At 48.6% G+C, this 14,915-nt stretch carries 11 protein-coding genes and 2 pseudogenes; 6 read left to right on the top strand and 7 right to left on the bottom strand.

Features of this window, described 5'->3' with window-relative positions:
• From NC981_RS23740 to NC981_RS23715, 6 genes and pseudogenes are all read right to left on the bottom strand, one after another.
• Positions 1–85, bottom strand: a pseudogene (locus NC981_RS23740) (IS6 family transposase); the annotation flags it as partial.
• Positions 86–438: 353 nt separating this feature from the next.
• Positions 439–843 (bottom strand): heavy metal-responsive transcriptional regulator, encoded by a 405-nt coding sequence (locus NC981_RS23735; protein ID WP_348245306.1) that lies wholly within the window; start codon positions 841–843, stop codon positions 439–441.
• Between the two features lie 166 nt (positions 844–1,009).
• On the bottom strand, positions 1,010–1,963 hold the full coding sequence (locus NC981_RS23730) for a cupredoxin domain-containing protein (RefSeq protein ID WP_348245305.1): 954 nt from the start codon (positions 1,961–1,963) through the stop codon (positions 1,010–1,012).
• A 26-nt stretch (positions 1,964–1,989) separates the two neighbouring features.
• The gene (locus NC981_RS23725) at positions 1,990–4,248 is read right to left on the bottom strand and encodes a heavy metal translocating P-type ATPase (RefSeq protein ID WP_348245304.1); all 2,259 of its coding nucleotides are present in this window, start codon (positions 4,246–4,248) and stop codon (positions 1,990–1,992) included.
• A gap of 6 nt (positions 4,249–4,254) precedes the next feature.
• The gene (locus NC981_RS23720; RefSeq protein ID WP_348245303.1) at positions 4,255–4,455 is read right to left on the bottom strand and encodes a heavy-metal-associated domain-containing protein; all 201 of its coding nucleotides are present in this window, start codon (positions 4,453–4,455) and stop codon (positions 4,255–4,257) included.
• 181 nt (positions 4,456–4,636) lie between these two features.
• A complete protein-coding gene (locus tag NC981_RS23715; protein ID WP_348245302.1) occupies positions 4,637–4,990 on the bottom strand; it encodes a four-helix bundle copper-binding protein in 354 nt (117 codons plus the stop codon).
• A 304-nt stretch (positions 4,991–5,294) separates the two neighbouring features.
• On the opposite strand from NC981_RS23715, the gene NC981_RS23710 reads away from it, so the two are divergent.
• The 6 genes from NC981_RS23710 to rppB all read left to right on the top strand — a co-directional run bounded on the left by NC981_RS23710 (position 5,295) and on the right by rppB (position 13,531).
• Complete coding sequence (locus NC981_RS23710) at positions 5,295–5,996, top strand: DUF305 domain-containing protein (protein WP_348245301.1); 702 nt, start codon at positions 5,295–5,297, stop codon at positions 5,994–5,996.
• A gap of 81 nt (positions 5,997–6,077) precedes the next feature.
• Entirely contained in the window at positions 6,078–7,736 is a 1,659-nt protein-coding gene (locus NC981_RS23705; protein ID WP_348245300.1) for an efflux RND transporter periplasmic adaptor subunit, read from the top strand.
• Positions 7,737–7,746: 10 nt separating this feature from the next.
• Entirely contained in the window at positions 7,747–10,881 is a 3,135-nt protein-coding gene (locus tag NC981_RS23700) for an efflux RND transporter permease subunit (RefSeq protein ID WP_348245299.1), read from the top strand.
• Positions 10,882–10,925: 44 nt separating this feature from the next.
• Entirely contained in the window at positions 10,926–11,414 is a 489-nt protein-coding gene (locus tag NC981_RS23695; protein WP_348245298.1) for a hypothetical protein, read from the top strand.
• Positions 11,415–11,508: 94 nt separating this feature from the next.
• The gene (gene rppA / locus NC981_RS23690; RefSeq protein ID WP_348245297.1) at positions 11,509–12,213 is read left to right on the top strand and encodes a two-component system response regulator RppA; all 705 of its coding nucleotides are present in this window, start codon (positions 11,509–11,511) and stop codon (positions 12,211–12,213) included.
• Positions 12,200–13,531 carry a two-component system sensor histidine kinase RppB gene (gene rppB / locus NC981_RS23685; protein WP_348245296.1) on the top strand — a complete coding sequence of 444 codons (1,332 nt, stop codon included), beginning with the start codon at positions 12,200–12,202 and terminating at the stop codon, positions 13,529–13,531. Before rppA ends, rppB begins: the two co-directional genes overlap by 14 nt.
• 586 nt (positions 13,532–14,117) lie before the next feature.
• Here rppB and NC981_RS23680 read toward each other — a convergent pair.
• Positions 14,118–14,623 (bottom strand): annotated as a pseudogene (locus tag NC981_RS23680) (IS6 family transposase); the annotation flags it as partial.
• Positions 14,624–14,915: the final 292 nt, after the last annotated feature.

The raw sequence follows: 14,915 nt of genomic DNA, 5'->3' as shown, positions 1-14,915 counted from the left end.
TGTCCCGGTAGCTCAACGGAAAGGTGTAATACAGCCAAACGCAGTAGCTAATAATTTCACCAGGGAAGCGATGACGGGAGTACATGGGCAAGCAGTCGTTCTTAAAGTTGAACTAGTACGATTATTCTACGTTCCGGTTAACCTGACAATACGCTCTGTCGTTAACCTAGAGTCTTTATCTGCGTTCAAATTGCAACAAAATTGCAAACATGAGAAGTACAACTATTTTTCGTCTTTCTCATCCATTGCCGTATTCAAACTAAAATCACTTTAGAGTCTCTACCTAACCGGAGAGTCAATAGATAGGAGAAAGTTTTTTGAACCGATTAGGAAATACTTAACTGTCAGCAAAAAGCACTCCCTAAAACACATAGGGAGTACTAAACAGGGTGCACAGGGTGCAGATGAAAAACTAAAAGGAAATCAGGAGGACTGACCTCATTGAATGATGGGACAAATGAGGGTATCAGAATTCTCTAGAATGGCTGACTCAGAAAGCAACCCTTGGAGTTCTGATTTCAGAATTTGGAGCTGCTGAATTTGACGATCAATGTCGGAAATCTTGTCCTGCAATTTGACTCGCACATGATCACACGGTAGCTCACCTTGATCATGCACGGCTAAAAACTCTTTGATTTCTGCCAGGCTTAATCCAAGACTTTGAGCCCGTTTAATGAAGCTCAATCGAGTAAACACATCGAAACCAAACAAGCGGTATCCTCCTTCGGTTCTGCCAACCGCCTGCAATAACCCTAATTCTTCGTAATACCGGATGGTTTTGATAGGAACCCCACTTTCTTTGGCAATGGGACCAATCTGCTTGGGTCGCTCGTAAGACAACATGCGGACCTCCACTGAACATCTATTGCTGATTTCTAGCTTAAACTCTCCAGCCAAGTAGAGAGTCAAGCGATCTCGCACTCGTGAAAGTAACGAATTTTTTCTGTTTTTCCAAAGGGTTGTACTGCCTTGCTACTGAGCAGTTTTGGGCGTGGGATTAATTGATTGCCTAGGATGAGTACCTAGGTCTCACCTCAATGACCCCACGATTCATCTTCATGCCACACATAAACTCATACTCACCCGGCTGCTTCGGCATAAATTCAACCTCAGTTGTTGTATCTAGTTCTAGATCAACTGCAATGTCAAATGCTGGGATCAGAAATTGGTCGTAGCAACTACTGGGATTGATGCGCTGAAGGTGCAACCGGACTGGAGCGCCGACTTCAACGATCACTCGCTTGGGTTCATATCCTTTCGCAACTGTTACGGTAACGTCCTGAACTCCCGCTTTGGTCATGCTGGCTTCAAGACTCTCTGTTGAAGGTGGCACATGGTGAGCGTGATAATCAGCTTGGTTGGCATGAAGAACGCTTTGATCCAGTTGATAGGCTTGCTTAGAAGTTGATGGAGGTGTGTTTCTCGTTGCAGTATCCGTAGACTGTGCTTCAACGACACCGCGAAACATATTCATGCCACAAGTAAATTCGTATCGACCCGGTTTATTTGGCAGAAACTCAATCGCGGTCGTTTGATTCAGTGGCAAAGATTGAGCAATACGAAAATCAGGAAAACGAACTTCTTCTAGACAGCTACTTGGGTCTTTGCGATCAAACTGTAATCGCACCGGTTGTCCTGCTTGTACAACAATTTGACTCGGTTCATATCCGCCATCAACCGTAATGGTTGCTTCCTGAATATCGCCTTCTGCCTTTGCTTGCCGGGATTTAGGTTTACTGAGCAAAAACCACCACAACTCTAGACCAATGAGCCCTATTCCACCGAGTGTAACAGCGACCTTATTGCTCAAGGGTTGCTCAATGCGTTGAAATTGACTGGCATCAGACGCAGGATGGTTATCCATCTCGCTCATTCTGGGTTCAGCCGCAACCGCCCCAGAGATTGCACCAAGGAGAAATCCCAATCCTGCTAATGTCCCCCAAAATGTTGCTTTTTTAAGCATTTTCTTGTCCTCTTACATCAGTTGAATTAACTCAATGGTTTGGGCTGAAAGTTTCGCAGCCGTAAGGCATTCGTCACCACTGAAACTGAACTAAATGCCATTGCGGCTCCAGCAATAATTGGACTCAGCAACCAGCCAAACAGTGGGTAGAGAATGCCTGCGGCAATTGGAATCCCTGCCACATTGTAGATAAACGCAAAGAACAGATTCTGCTGAATATTGCGGATGGTCGCACGGCTGAGTTGGATCGCAGTCACAATGCTCCGTAAGTCACCAGAGATCAACGTAATGTCGCTGGCTGCGATCGCAACATCAGTTCCGGTCCCGATCGCCATCCCCACATCAGCTTGTGCTAAAGCAGGCGCATCATTGATGCCATCCCCCACCATTGCCACGACTTTTCCTTCGCGTTGAAGCGTTTCAACCGTGGCGGCTTTTTGATCCGGGCGAACCTCCGCAAATACTCTTTGGATATTGACTTCTCGCGCAATCACATCTGCGGTACGGCGATTGTCTCCGGTCAGCATCACGACTTCTAATCCAAGCTTTTGCAAAGCTCGAATTGCTGCGACCGACGAAGGTTTGACTGCATCTGCAATACCCATGATCGCTTCCGCTTTGCCATCAACTGCAATCCAGATCACGGTTTTGCCCAGCGATTCGAGCTGATCCCACTGCTGCTGAAGCGGGCGAGTCTCAATGTTGAGTTCAGTCATCCAGCGATGGGTTCCGATCTGAATCCATTGATCTGAGACATAACCCTGCACCCCGCTGCCTGCAACAGCATTAAACTCCTGTGCGTCAGCTAAGATTGCACCCTGAGCCTGAGCATACTGAACCACAGCTTCAGCTAGGGGATGCTCAGAGTTGCGTTCAATGGAGGCAGCTATGCGCAGTAGATTCAATTCATTGTGATCGGCAGTGCCTCGAACGGTGACAAAATCGGTGACGGTCGGTTTGCCTTGGGTAATCGTTCCGGTTTTATCCAGCACGATCGTTTGTAATTTGTGCGCGAGTTCTAGACTTTCTGCACCTTTGATCAAGATGCCATTTTCTGCACCTTTGCCCGTTCCCACCATAATCGAGGTGGGTGTCGCTAACCCTAACGCACAAGGACAGGCAATAATCAACACGCCAACTGTTGTAATCAGCGCCATTGTCACATTACCCATGACGTTGTACCAGAGAATGAATGTTGAGATCGCAATCGCAATCACCGCAGGCACAAACCATCCGGTCACTTGATCCGCTAACCGTTGAATCGGGGCTTTTGAGCCTTGCGCTTGTTGCACCAGTTTCACAATCTGAGCGAGAAAGGTATCCTTTCCAACTCGTGTGGCGCGGAACTTGAAGCTGCCGGTTTTGTTTAAGGTGGCTCCAATCAATTCATCGCCAATTTGCTTGGTCACAGGCACACTTTCACCCGTCACCATTGCCTCGTCGATCGTTGAGCGACCCTCAATAATCTCTCCATCCACCGGAATTTTTTCACCCGGACGAACGAGAATCACATCTCCAACAACGACTTGGGCGATCGGTAAATCGATTTCTCGTCCTTGACGAATCACTCGCGCTGTTCTTGCCTGTAAGCCGCTCAGCTTACGAATCGCGTCCGAAGTTTGTCCTTTGGCACGACCTTCGAGCAATCGACCCAGCAGAAGGAGTGCAATAATCACGGATGCTGCCTCAAAGTAGACATCTGGATTCAGTCCTTGAGCAATAAACCATTGTGGAAAGAAGGTAGGAAAGAGAGAGTAGAGATAGGCTGTGCCGGTTCCAACTGCTACCAACGTGTCCATCGTCGCCGTATGGCGCTTTAAAGCTTTCCAAGCATTCACGAAGAAAGAGCTACCTGCCCAAAACAGTACTGGAGCCGTCAGCACAAACTGAAGCCAGGGATGATGTAGCCACATGGGAAGCAGGGGAATCGATAGACCTGTCATCGCAGGAAGCGAACCAATCACCAAAACTGCACTGATAATGCCGCTGACCCCAACTCTACGGGTCAACTCACGATGCTCCGCTTGTCGTACTCGTCGATCTGCATCATCTTCAGGCGCTAGTACGTTATCTTGTAGAGGCTGAGCCGAGTATCCAGCAGCATCAACTGCTTCCTGAATTTCAGCTACATCGGTTTTGCCAGGATCATAGGTGACAGCAGCTTGTTCAGCCCCAAAGTTAACGCTGCACGCTTCTACTCCGGGTACAGAGCGAATTGCATCTTCAATGTTATTGGCGCAGGAGGCACAACTCATGCCTCGCAATTTAAGAGTCGTATCTTCCATGGTGAGCTACTCCTCTGCAACTGTATAGCCTGCATCGATAATGGCCTGTTTAATGACAGACTCAGAGGTTTGAGTTTCAACGTTGACAAGCTTTGTTTTAGGATCAGCATGAACCGTAGCAGTTGGATCAATTGCCTTTACGGCTTGAGTAATGGTTTCGCTACAGGCGGAACAAGCCATGTTAGGAACAGTGAGTTGAAGTGTCATGATCTAAATCCTCTTGATGTGCAACTGATCCCATCTTGGAGTGTCTAGCAAGCTGGAGAGTCAAGGGGATAACAACAGAAACTTTACAAGTATCTTGCAAAGCTTAAATCATGCAAAATTCTTCAACTATTCTGCTTGTAAAGAGCGGTTGAAGAATTTTGCCATCGTCGGTGAATGAGTTTTACGCCATTGCTGCTGCCATCTGGTGGCAGGATTGGGCACAGCGACGACAAGACTCGGCGCATCGCTTACAGTGGTCATGGTCATGCTTCTCGCACTCAGCGGCACAGCGGTCGCACGCTTGCGCACACACTCCACATAATTGGGCATGAAGGTCAGAATTGCGAGCCATGAAACGGGCGCAGATGTCGCATGTATCGGCACAGTCGCGGCACAACTTAATGCACTGAGCCATCATTTGCACCATGTCACTGTCTAAGCAAGCGTTGGCACAGTTCTCACAGTCTCGTAGACAGTCAAAACAAGCCTCAATGCAGGTTTCAAGTCGGGATTGGTGAGATTGCCTTGAAGTCATAGTTTGTCTTCTGTGAATTAATAACCAGAACCTATTGGCTCTCTAGGCTTCACCCTAAAGTTGCATTGAAGCAATTACGTCTCTCCCTCGAAAGAGAGATAACTTGCACTTTTGAGCGAGAGCGATTTCATTCTAATTTCATAACTGTGTGCAATATTTTGAAGAGATGTACCGTTCTGCCATTAACTGACCCTTTGCAGGTTTCCAGATTTGGAAAATTTGACTGGTTGACACTCCAGTCAGCTGGAGCATCCAGAATAGCAACATCACTTTTCTGACCCTTTATCTGAGGCACAGCAAACAGATGTCACGCAACTTCTTCGCAAAAACAGGTTTTCTAGCTCTCACACTTGGAGCAATCGCCACCAGTAGTTTTCTGAATGCCTGCTCTACCCCTGCTCAAAACCAAACCCAAGCCCCCAGTCCTGCTGCAACTGATGCTAGCTCAATGCAAGGCATGGATCACAGTAGTATGAACCACGGCAACCCGGGCAGCATGTCGATGGATCTGGGTCCAGCCGACGCTGAATTTGATCTGCGGTTTGTCGATGCCATGACTCCTCATCATCAAGGTGCCGTCGAAATGGCAAAAGAAGCGCAGCAGAAATCCAAGCGTCCTGAAATCCAAAAGATGGCGGCTGACATCATCGAAGCTCAAGACAAGGAAATTAACCAGATGAAGCAATGGCGGCAAGCTTGGTATCCCAAAGCTAGTGCAGAGCCAGTCGCTTACAACTCAAAAATGGGTCATTCCATGCCTATGTCTCAAGATCAGATGAAAGGCATGATGATGAATATGAATTTGGGTGCAGCAGATGCCGAGTTTGATCTGCGGTTTCTCAACGCCATGATTCCGCATCACGAAGGCGCCTTCGTGATGGCACAAGATGCTCTGAACAAGTCGAAGCGTCCTGAAATTAGACAGCTGGCTCAAGGCATTATTGCTTCTCAGAAAGCTGAAATTAAACAGATGCAGCAGTGGAAACAAGCTTGGTACAAGCAATAGGTCTGACTGCAAGATTTCACGTTGATTTCATTACTCTGTGAAACGCTGGTAATTGAGTGCTGTGCGAAGGAAGCTACCAAAATGACTTATCTCCCTCAACGATCAACTGCCCAGGCGACAGTCTCCCTGCTAATGGTGTTGCTCCTAGCAACTCCAATTCGCGTTTTTGCTCATCCTGGGCACGGCAACGAATTTCAGGGAGGAAGCCATTCAGCTCAATCGGCAGATGCCATTGAAGTCGATGCGGAAACGATGAAACAATTGGGCTTAAAAGTCGAATCTGTATCGCGTCAACGCTTGGCCTTTGGCATTAAAACCACCGGACAAATTGAATCTCTCCCCAACCAACAGGTTGAAGTGACCACTCCAGTCAGAGGAACGGTGACGCAGCTACTTGTTCAACCGGGAGATAAGGTGAGCGCGGGTCAGGCCGTGGCCATCATGACTAGCCCAGAATTGGCAGAACTGCGTACGGTTGCCTTAGACCGCCGATCAGAGGCGATCGGCTCTACCCAGCAAGCACAAGCTGATTTGCAACTGGCACAGCAAAACTTCGCTCAACAACAAAAAATCGCAGCAACAGACGTCGCTCAAACCCGAACCCAACTGAACTTTGCTCAGGAGCGATTCGACAAAGACCGGGAACTGGCTAGCAGTGGTGCCCTCCCCCGACGCAGCTTTCTAGAATCGGAAACCAAACTGGCAGAAGCAAAAGCGGCTCTCACCAAAGCTGAAAGCCGCTTAGAGGTTTCAGAGGCATCGGCACAACTACGACGAGCTGAATCGGCTGTACAAGTCGCTCAATCACGAGTGCAACTGAGTGAAGAAACCTATCAGGCTCGCCTGAGGCAACTGGGTGCAAGTGCAAACCAGGACGGCACAATCACCATAACGGCTCCGATTTCAGGCACCGTTGCCGATCGTGAAACTACTACGGGCGAATCGGGCGAGGACGCAGGCAAGAAGGTGATGACGATTATTAACGGCAGCAGTGTCCAGGTGAGCGCCAACATCTATGAGAAAGACCTCGATCGTATTCAGACTGGGCAGCAAGTCCAGATAAAAGTTGCCAGCTTGCCCGAGCGTACGTTTCAAGGACGCATCAGTGTGGTTGGATCAGTCGTCGAAGATGAAACCCGCATCGTGCCTGTAAAAGCGCAACTAGACAATCCGAATGGGGTGCTCAAACCAGGGATGTTTGCTGAATTGGAAGTGTTAACTGATCGGGCTCCCGCTGCCTTGTTAGCAGTTCCAAAATCAGCACTGGTCACCACAAACGATAAAAAGACAATTGTATTTGTGCAAAATGGCACCGCGTTTCAACCGACAGAAGTCACATTAGGTAGAGACACAGGTGAATTGGTCGAGGTCAAGTCCGGGTTGTTTGATGGCGATCGCATTGTTACCCAACGCGCTAATCAGTTGTATGCTCAATCGCTACGAGGCGGCAGCAAGCCAGCCGATGATCACGGGAAGGCAAATTCTGCATCAGCCTCCAACCCACAGCCTTCGATTCCTTTATGGGTTGGAATTCCTATTGGAGGAGCAGTTATGGCGGGTACTTTTGGGGCTGGAATGCTATGGGCGAATCATCGCCGTCGCAAAGCATTCGTTCCATTCCCAAATGGGCACACAAGCCATGAGTCTCTCGATGGCTTGAGCCTGACTGATTATGACGCCCACCCGCCAACGCCTGCTTTGAAGTCAGAGGGTGATCATCATCCTCACCAACCGCGCTAGGTAAACCGTCATGCTAAGTTCTATCATTCAATGGGCGATCGCTCGCCGATGGCTCGTGATTCTAGGGGCGATCGTCATCACTATTTGGATCTTCCGCACTATCATTCAGATGCCGCTGGATGTATTTCCTACCTTTGCACCACCGCAGGTTGAAATTCAAACCGAAGCGCCAGGCCTTGCACCTGAAGAAGTGGAGTCTTTGGTGACACTCCCCATTGAAAGCGCAATTAATGGCACACCAGGGGTGAGTGCAGTGCGGTCTTCGAGTGCAGCCAGTATTTCAGTAGTGCGAGTGGTTTTTAACTGGGGCACCGATATCTATCAAGCCCGGCAGCTAGTGACCGAACGGTTACAGTCTGCTCAAAGTAAACTTCCAGAAGGGATTGAGACTCCACAAATTGCTCCCAGCAGTTCGCCCATTGGCACAATTGTCACTTACGCCTTTACCTCTAAAACAACCGACTTAATGGAAGTGCGGCGCATTGTCGATTGGCAAGCCACCAATCGCCTGCTGGCAGTGCCGGGAGTCACGCAAGTTATCGTGTTTGGTGGCGATGTGCGGCAATATCAAGTTCTCGTTGCGCCCGAAAAGCTACAAGCCTTCAATGTGTCGTTGCAACAAGTATCAGAAGCAGTGGCAGCGGCAAATGTGAATGCGCCAGGTGGTTATTTAATTACGCCTGATCGCGAAAAACTGATCCGGGGCATCGGGCGAATCGAGGATATTGAAGCGTTGAAGCAATCGGTCATTACGGCTCGCAATGGAACACCCGTTAGGATTACAGACGTTGCCGAGGTCAAAATTGGCGCAGCCGTGAAGCGTGGGGATGCCAGCGTTAACGCTCAGAAAGCAGTCGTTGCGATCGTCAATAAGCAGCCGCAAGCCGACACACCCACCGTCACTCGTGCCGTTGAAGCCGCAATGGCTGAGGTAAAAGCAGGATTGCCAGAAGATATTCAGGTTGCCACGACGTTTCGCCAAGAAACCTACATTGATGCCTCGATCGAGAATGTGCGGGAAGCATTAGTTGAAGGCAGCATTATCGTTGCCTTAATCTTGATTCCATTCTTGGTGAATTGGCGCAACTTAGCAGTATGCTTGGCGGCTCTACCTCTGTCTTTATTAATCGGTGTGCTGGCACTCAACTGGCTAGGACAAGGGCTAAATACCATGACCCTAGGCGGCTTGGCAGTTGCCATCGGATCTGCTGTGGATGATGCGATCGTAGATGCCGAAAATGTCTATCGCTGCCTGCGAGAAAATAAATATTCTCCCAATCCTCGCCCCGTTTTAGAGGTAGTGTTTGAGGGTTGTCAAGAAGTTCGAGATTCTGTATTTGGAGCCACTATCATTACGATCGTCGTCTTCTCGCCCATCTTTGCGCTCACGGGTGTAGAAGGCAGCATTTTTATCCCAATGGGGCTGGGCTACTTGGCGGCAGTGCTCGCATCTAGCGTCGTTGCCTTGACCGTTACCCCTGCTTTGTGTGCGATTTTACTGCCCTACGGTCGTCTGCCTGAGCGAGAACCTTGGGTCGCTCGATTCTTCAAAAGACTTTATCTACCACTGCTCAGGTTTTCAATGCGCCGCTCGACCATTATTTTGGGTATCGCAGGCGCAAGTTTAGTAGCGGCGGCGATCGTTGTTCCGTCGTTTGGACGAATCTTTTTACCGGAATTTCAGGAGCAATCGCTGGTCAATACGCTACTGCTGTATCCTGGCTCATCGTTGGAAGCCACAAATAGCGCCGCATCGGTGCTGGAACATAAGCTGAAAGATAATCCCAGCTTTCAAAGCATTCAAGTGCGTTCTGGACGAGCGGCGGGAGATGCCGATGCCGCCGGGGTGAATCTGACTCACCTGGATGTGGAGTTGAGCGAGACAGGGATGAAAGACCGTAAAGCTAGCATGGAGTTGTTGCGCAAGGAGTTTAGTAAAGTGCCAGGAGCAGCACCGAACGTAGGCGGCTTCATTTCTCACCGCATGGACGAAGTGCTCTCAGGAGTCAGAAGCGCTATTGCCGTTAAAATCTTCGGTCCTGAACTGGAACAACTTCGCATCCTAGGACAGCAAGTTAATGATGCCATGCAATCGGTTGAAGGCGTGGTCGATCTCCAACTAGAGCCCCAGATTCCAGTGGAACAGATTCAGGTTCAGTTTGATCGTGTTGCTGCTGCCCGGTATGGATTAACGATTGGGCAACTTTCAGAAACGATTGAGACGGCATTAAATGGACGGGTGGTTTCGCAAGTTCTAGAGCAGCAGCAAACCTTTGACCTAGTGGTGTGGTTAAAGCCTGAAGCGCGTCAAGGGGTGGATACCATCGGTAATTTAGTGATTGATACGCCCAGCGGCAAAAAAATTCCGTTGGCACAGGTGGCAACCGTTCAGGACGGTACAGGTCCAAACACAATTAACCGTGAAAATGTTTCTCGCTTGATTGTGGTGGCTGCCAATGCGCAGGGTAGAGATTTGCGATCGGTAGTGAGCGATATTCAGGCAAAGGTCAAGCAGCAAGTTCAAACTCCGCCCGGATATTACATCCAGTATGCTGGGCAATTTGAAGCCGAAGAGCGGGCATCCCAAAATATTTTGCTTTTCAGCGCGATCGCCTTTGTCATCATCACCATCATCATGTATCTCTCGGTGAAATCGGTTGCATCCACCGCCATGATCATGATTAACCTACCTCTAGCCCTCGTGGGGGGTGTGATTGCAGTGGCACTTACAGGAGGCATCTTGTCGATCGCCTCGCTGGTGGGATTTGTCACGCTGTTTGGCGTTGCAACCCGAAATGGGTTGCTGCTGGTAGACAACTACAACACCAAGTTTGTTGCCGGAATGCCGTTGAAAGATCTCCTGATTCAAGGGTCGATGGAACGGCTCAACGCTATCCTTATGACAGCGTTTACTTCTGCATTAGGGTTAGCGCCCCTAGTCATCGCTGGCGGACCCGGAAAAGAGCTTTTGCAACCCTTATCGATCGTTGTTCTGGGTGGACTCTTTACCTCTACAGCTCTGACGCTGCTGATATTACCTGCGCTCTATGCCAGGTTCGGCAAGTACCTATTTCCGAAACGATTAATTGTTGAGAACGGCAAAGTCTCTCAACTAGAGATGGAGCACCCTCAAGGAAAGGCTTAACGGTCTAAAGCCAACAGTTTTGTTTATTAACGAGGAGAAACATCATGCAATTGAAAATGAATGTGACAGCGATTTCAGCGATCGGGCTGCTATTCTTGGGCGCTTGTAGCAGCGGCAACCAAGCAACTAATTCAACCAGTAGCCCTGCTCCTTCTGCGGAAACTCAACCTTCTCCCCCTGCTGGCAGTCCCGCTAAATCTACATCTGGTGGGAATCACGGTGGGCAAGGCGGACAGGTGATTGAATCAGGACCCTATCATCTGGAACTTGTATCGAAAAAAGAGGCAGCGCAGACTCACATCGACTTTTTCTTACAGAAAGGCGACAATCATGAACCAATTCCCAATGCAAAGGTAACAGCTCAAGTTCAATTGCCTGATGGCAGTCAGAAATCACTAGATATGAAGTACGACGCAAGCGATAAGCACTATACAGCAATCTTACCCAGCGCTACGCCAGGAGAATACAAGGCTGTTATTCTCTCAGACATTAGCGGAGAAAAAGTGAATGGGCGCTTCAGCTTCAAGCACTAATACTGATTGGTATTTGATTTTGCTTAAGGTGTTTTGATCACCCCTCTGATTCACAGCCATATTACATAGGTAGAGTTATCTATCAAGCGATCTCATGCGCGTGTTACTAGTGGAAGATGAACCTGATTTAGGCACCGCGATTCATCGTGTGCTGAGTCGGGAAAAGTATGTGGTGGACTGGGTGCAAGATGGCAGCACAGCTTGGGCATATCTCGACAACTCCGATGTTCACTATACCTTAGCCATTCTGGATTGGATGCTACCTGGACTATCTGGGGTAGAGTTGTGCAAGCGACTCCGCTGTCAAAACAATCCACTCCCCATTCTGCTTCTGACTGCCAGAGATCGCATGGAAGATAAAGTAGCCGGACTCGATGCCGGAGCCGATGATTACCTAGTTAAGCCCTTTGGCATGGCTGAACTGTTGGCGCGACTGCGGGCGCTGCAACGACGATCACCCGAACTCCATCCCAAACAACTCCAAGTCGGCAGTCTCATTCTCGACTACGGTGCCCACACCGTTTGCTGGCAAACTCTCGATGGGTACCAAATTCCTATTTCTTTGACTGCAAAGGAATTTCAGACACTGGAATACTTTATGAGACATCCCAGTCAAGTGGTGACAAGCCATCAAATCATGAATCAACTCTGGGAAGTGGGTGCAGAACCAACCAGCAACGCGGTAGCTGCCCAAATTCGGTTGCTACGGCGTAAGCTTGCAGAAGCCGGGTGTGACGGTCTCATTGAAACGATTCATGGAATCGGCTATCGATTCAACGTACCTCATGCGTCAAAATAAGCTATTTAACCGCACTCGTATTCAGCTTGCAGGCTGTTACGCTGGGGTCATGGGATTAATTTTAAGCGTCAGCGGACTAATTACTTACCAGTCGTTATCAGCCGCTCATTGGCAGGCCGTCGAGCAGGAACTAGAGTCCATTTCAGGAACACTGCACGACTCTTTAGAACCGAAGTTAAAGCAACCTAACCGGCTTGAGCCTGCGATTAGACAAGCCCTCCCAGGGCTATGTCTTATGGGAACGGATTGCTCAAATGATGCTCAAAAGCGACATATTCTTGGCATTGTTCAAGAAGACAACTATTACGTGCGCTTCTTTACCCAATCTGGGCAACTTTTAGCGAATTTGGACAAGCAGCCTGCCAGCTTACCACCTCTAGTCACCAAAGAGGGTTGGACTACGCTGCACAACCGGAGTGGAACCCGCTATCGCCAGACCACGCTACTGCTAAAAACTGCCACCGGTTCTGCTTGGGGCTACATGCAGATTGGGCGATCGCTGAAAGAATATGACGATCATCTCACCATGCTGCGGCTACTGCTTGCTGTTGGGCTACCGCTTGCCATGCTGCTTGTTGCGGGGGCAGGATGGTGGTTAGCAGGACTTGCCATTCGCCCTGTCTACCAGTCGTATCAACAGATGCAACAATTTACCGCTGATGCGGCTCACGAACTGCGCACTCCCATTGCCGCCATCCGCGCTACTGTTGAGTCTGTCCAAGGTGTAGTGGATCTCCCGCTGGAGGAAATGCAGGGAGCATTCAGTGTCGTGGATCGTCAAAACAATCGACTAGCACACCTGGTACAGGATCTTTTACTGCTCTCGCGGATGGATCAAAAAACGCTGGTAGAAAAACGTCAGCCCTGTTGCATCAATGACCTAATTCACGATTTAGTGGAAAGCTTATCCATATTAAAGATTGCAGCTCCCATCCAGTTAACAACGCAGTACCGAGTTAAAGAGCCGTTGTATGTTATGGGTGATGAAAATCAATTGAGTCGCTTATTCTCTAACCTCATCGTCAATGCCTTGCACTACACGCCTGCCGGTGGAGTAGTAACAGTAATTGTAGGGCGAGAGGACACTCATGCTCTCATTCAGGTAAAAGACACTGGCATTGGCATCGCCCGAGAAGATCAGTCCCGTATTTTCGATCGCTTCTATCGAGTGAGTTCTGATCGCTCTCGTCAAACTGGAGGAGCTGGATTAGGGTTGGCAATTGCAAAAGCAATCTCAGAGTCTCATCACGGCAGTATTCAAGTAGACAGTGATTTGGGCAAAGGAAGTACCTTTGCCGTGCGATTGCCTTTAATTTAGAGTCGAAGGGTCATCTTTTAAAGGCAGTATCAACTTAACCATGTATGTTCAAAAATAAGCATAGTGATCCTTGAACATTCAAGCGTTGCTCAATTTTATGTAGCAATTTTGTACAGTGACTTTTTATTTAGTCGTGGTGGCGAATTGATGTCATCAAACGTGTGCAGCTTGTCTCTACTAGAGTTTAGCTTTGAGTCTGAACAGGGAGAATTGTCGCTAATTAGTGCCTGTCTTCGCTACGAGAAGCATTGCCAGAGTTTCTGTGCCACAACTCTTTAGTAGCCCTGCTAAGGTCATCTTAGGGTTGAAGCCCTGAGTAAATTGCTACCTCTGGCTGTTCACCTAAAAGTATCCTGCATACTCATAAGTATGGCATTTCCCTCTACCTCTCTCATTCATGCCCCAACGGCACTGGTTGCCGAAACGCATCTTGCCCTTGCCTCAAAAGAGATTGGGTACGCTTTCATTAGCATTGTCAACTTAACTAGATTTCGCGCTGATTGTTGAGAATGGGTGCACTTGGAGTTACGAAAAAGACAGCCTTTCCGCCTTTGAAAATCACCCACTTTCTCAATAAGCAAGGTTGAATTGAGTTAAGTTGACAATACCATTGGGTTTCAGCTTTCAACGTTTTCTCTTGCTTCAATTCATCCATCGCAACTGGATAAGCAGCATTTTTATCGACCGTGATGACTCGTGGAATTTGAGTGTGCTTGGCTCCTAATACTTTGCGAAAAAAGCGGGCTGCCGCCTTCCCATCTCGCTTTGCACTCAACATGAAGCCCACTGTATTGCCCTCCGAATCCACTGCTCGATATAGATATTTCCACTCACCTCGAATTTCGATGTAAGTTTCGTCCACCCGCCATGAGTCGTTCGTTGGATTCAGAAAGGGTCGAATGCGCTTGTCGAGTTCGGGAGCGAATTTCAAAACCCAGCGATAACGGTGGAATGATCGACTGCAACGCCCCTTTCTGCCATCATTTCCTCTAAATTCCGGTAGCTCAAAGAATAGCGGCAATACCAGCGCACGTTCAGCAAGATAATTTCAGGCAGAAAGTGATGCCATTTGAACAGTGAGTCGGTCGTCATTTAGGGCAAAGCTAGAGAAAATTGAGCTTCCACACCTTACCATTTTTGCGACACAACCGTAAATTTTACTTGGCAACCGATCGCGGAGTTTTCTACACAATTTATGACTGGATGCAGCGATCGGAATGGAAGGAACTGTACTTGGTTGAGCCGTAGTAGCCGACTTATTCTAATCATTAAGCACAGAGAAAACGAACTGAGTTCTGTTCTAGAGTATGTGACTTTCTCAAGTGCTTTGCTACGAATTGAATGATTGACACGGCTGCATCTTTTCGTTCCTTCAATCCTCTCT

Origin of the sequence: Leptolyngbya sp. DQ-M1, assembly GCF_039962505.1 — a bacterium.
Taxonomy (GTDB): Bacteria; Cyanobacteriota; Cyanobacteriia; order Leptolyngbyales; family Leptolyngbyaceae; genus Leptolyngbya.
This window is presented reverse-complemented; position numbering and strand designations above follow the sequence as displayed.

What these genes read in the sequence shown, in the direction of transcription:
- NC981_RS23700 (WP_348245299.1), top strand. Translation starts at nt 7,747, where the DNA reads ATGCTAAGTTCTATCATTCAATGGGCGATCGCTCGCCGATGGCTCGTG.
- NC981_RS23720 (WP_348245303.1), bottom strand. Translation starts at nt 4,455, where the DNA reads ATGACACTTCAACTCACTGTTCCTAACATGGCTTGTTCCGCCTGTAGC.
- NC981_RS23695 (WP_348245298.1), top strand. Translation starts at nt 10,926, where the DNA reads ATGCAATTGAAAATGAATGTGACAGCGATTTCAGCGATCGGGCTGCTA.
- NC981_RS23730 (WP_348245305.1), bottom strand. Translation starts at nt 1,963, where the DNA reads ATGCTTAAAAAAGCAACATTTTGGGGGACATTAGCAGGATTGGGATTT.
- NC981_RS23725 (WP_348245304.1), bottom strand. Translation starts at nt 4,248, where the DNA reads ATGGAAGATACGACTCTTAAATTGCGAGGCATGAGTTGTGCCTCCTGC.
- NC981_RS23715 (WP_348245302.1), bottom strand. Translation starts at nt 4,990, where the DNA reads ATGACTTCAAGGCAATCTCACCAATCCCGACTTGAAACCTGCATTGAG.
- rppB (WP_348245296.1), top strand. Translation starts at nt 12,200, where the DNA reads ATGCGTCAAAATAAGCTATTTAACCGCACTCGTATTCAGCTTGCAGGC.
- NC981_RS23735 (WP_348245306.1), bottom strand. Translation starts at nt 843, where the DNA reads ATGTTGTCTTACGAGCGACCCAAGCAGATTGGTCCCATTGCCAAAGAA.
- rppA (WP_348245297.1), top strand. Translation starts at nt 11,509, where the DNA reads ATGCGCGTGTTACTAGTGGAAGATGAACCTGATTTAGGCACCGCGATT.
- NC981_RS23705 (WP_348245300.1), top strand. Translation starts at nt 6,078, where the DNA reads ATGACTTATCTCCCTCAACGATCAACTGCCCAGGCGACAGTCTCCCTG.
- NC981_RS23710 (WP_348245301.1), top strand. Translation starts at nt 5,295, where the DNA reads ATGTCACGCAACTTCTTCGCAAAAACAGGTTTTCTAGCTCTCACACTT.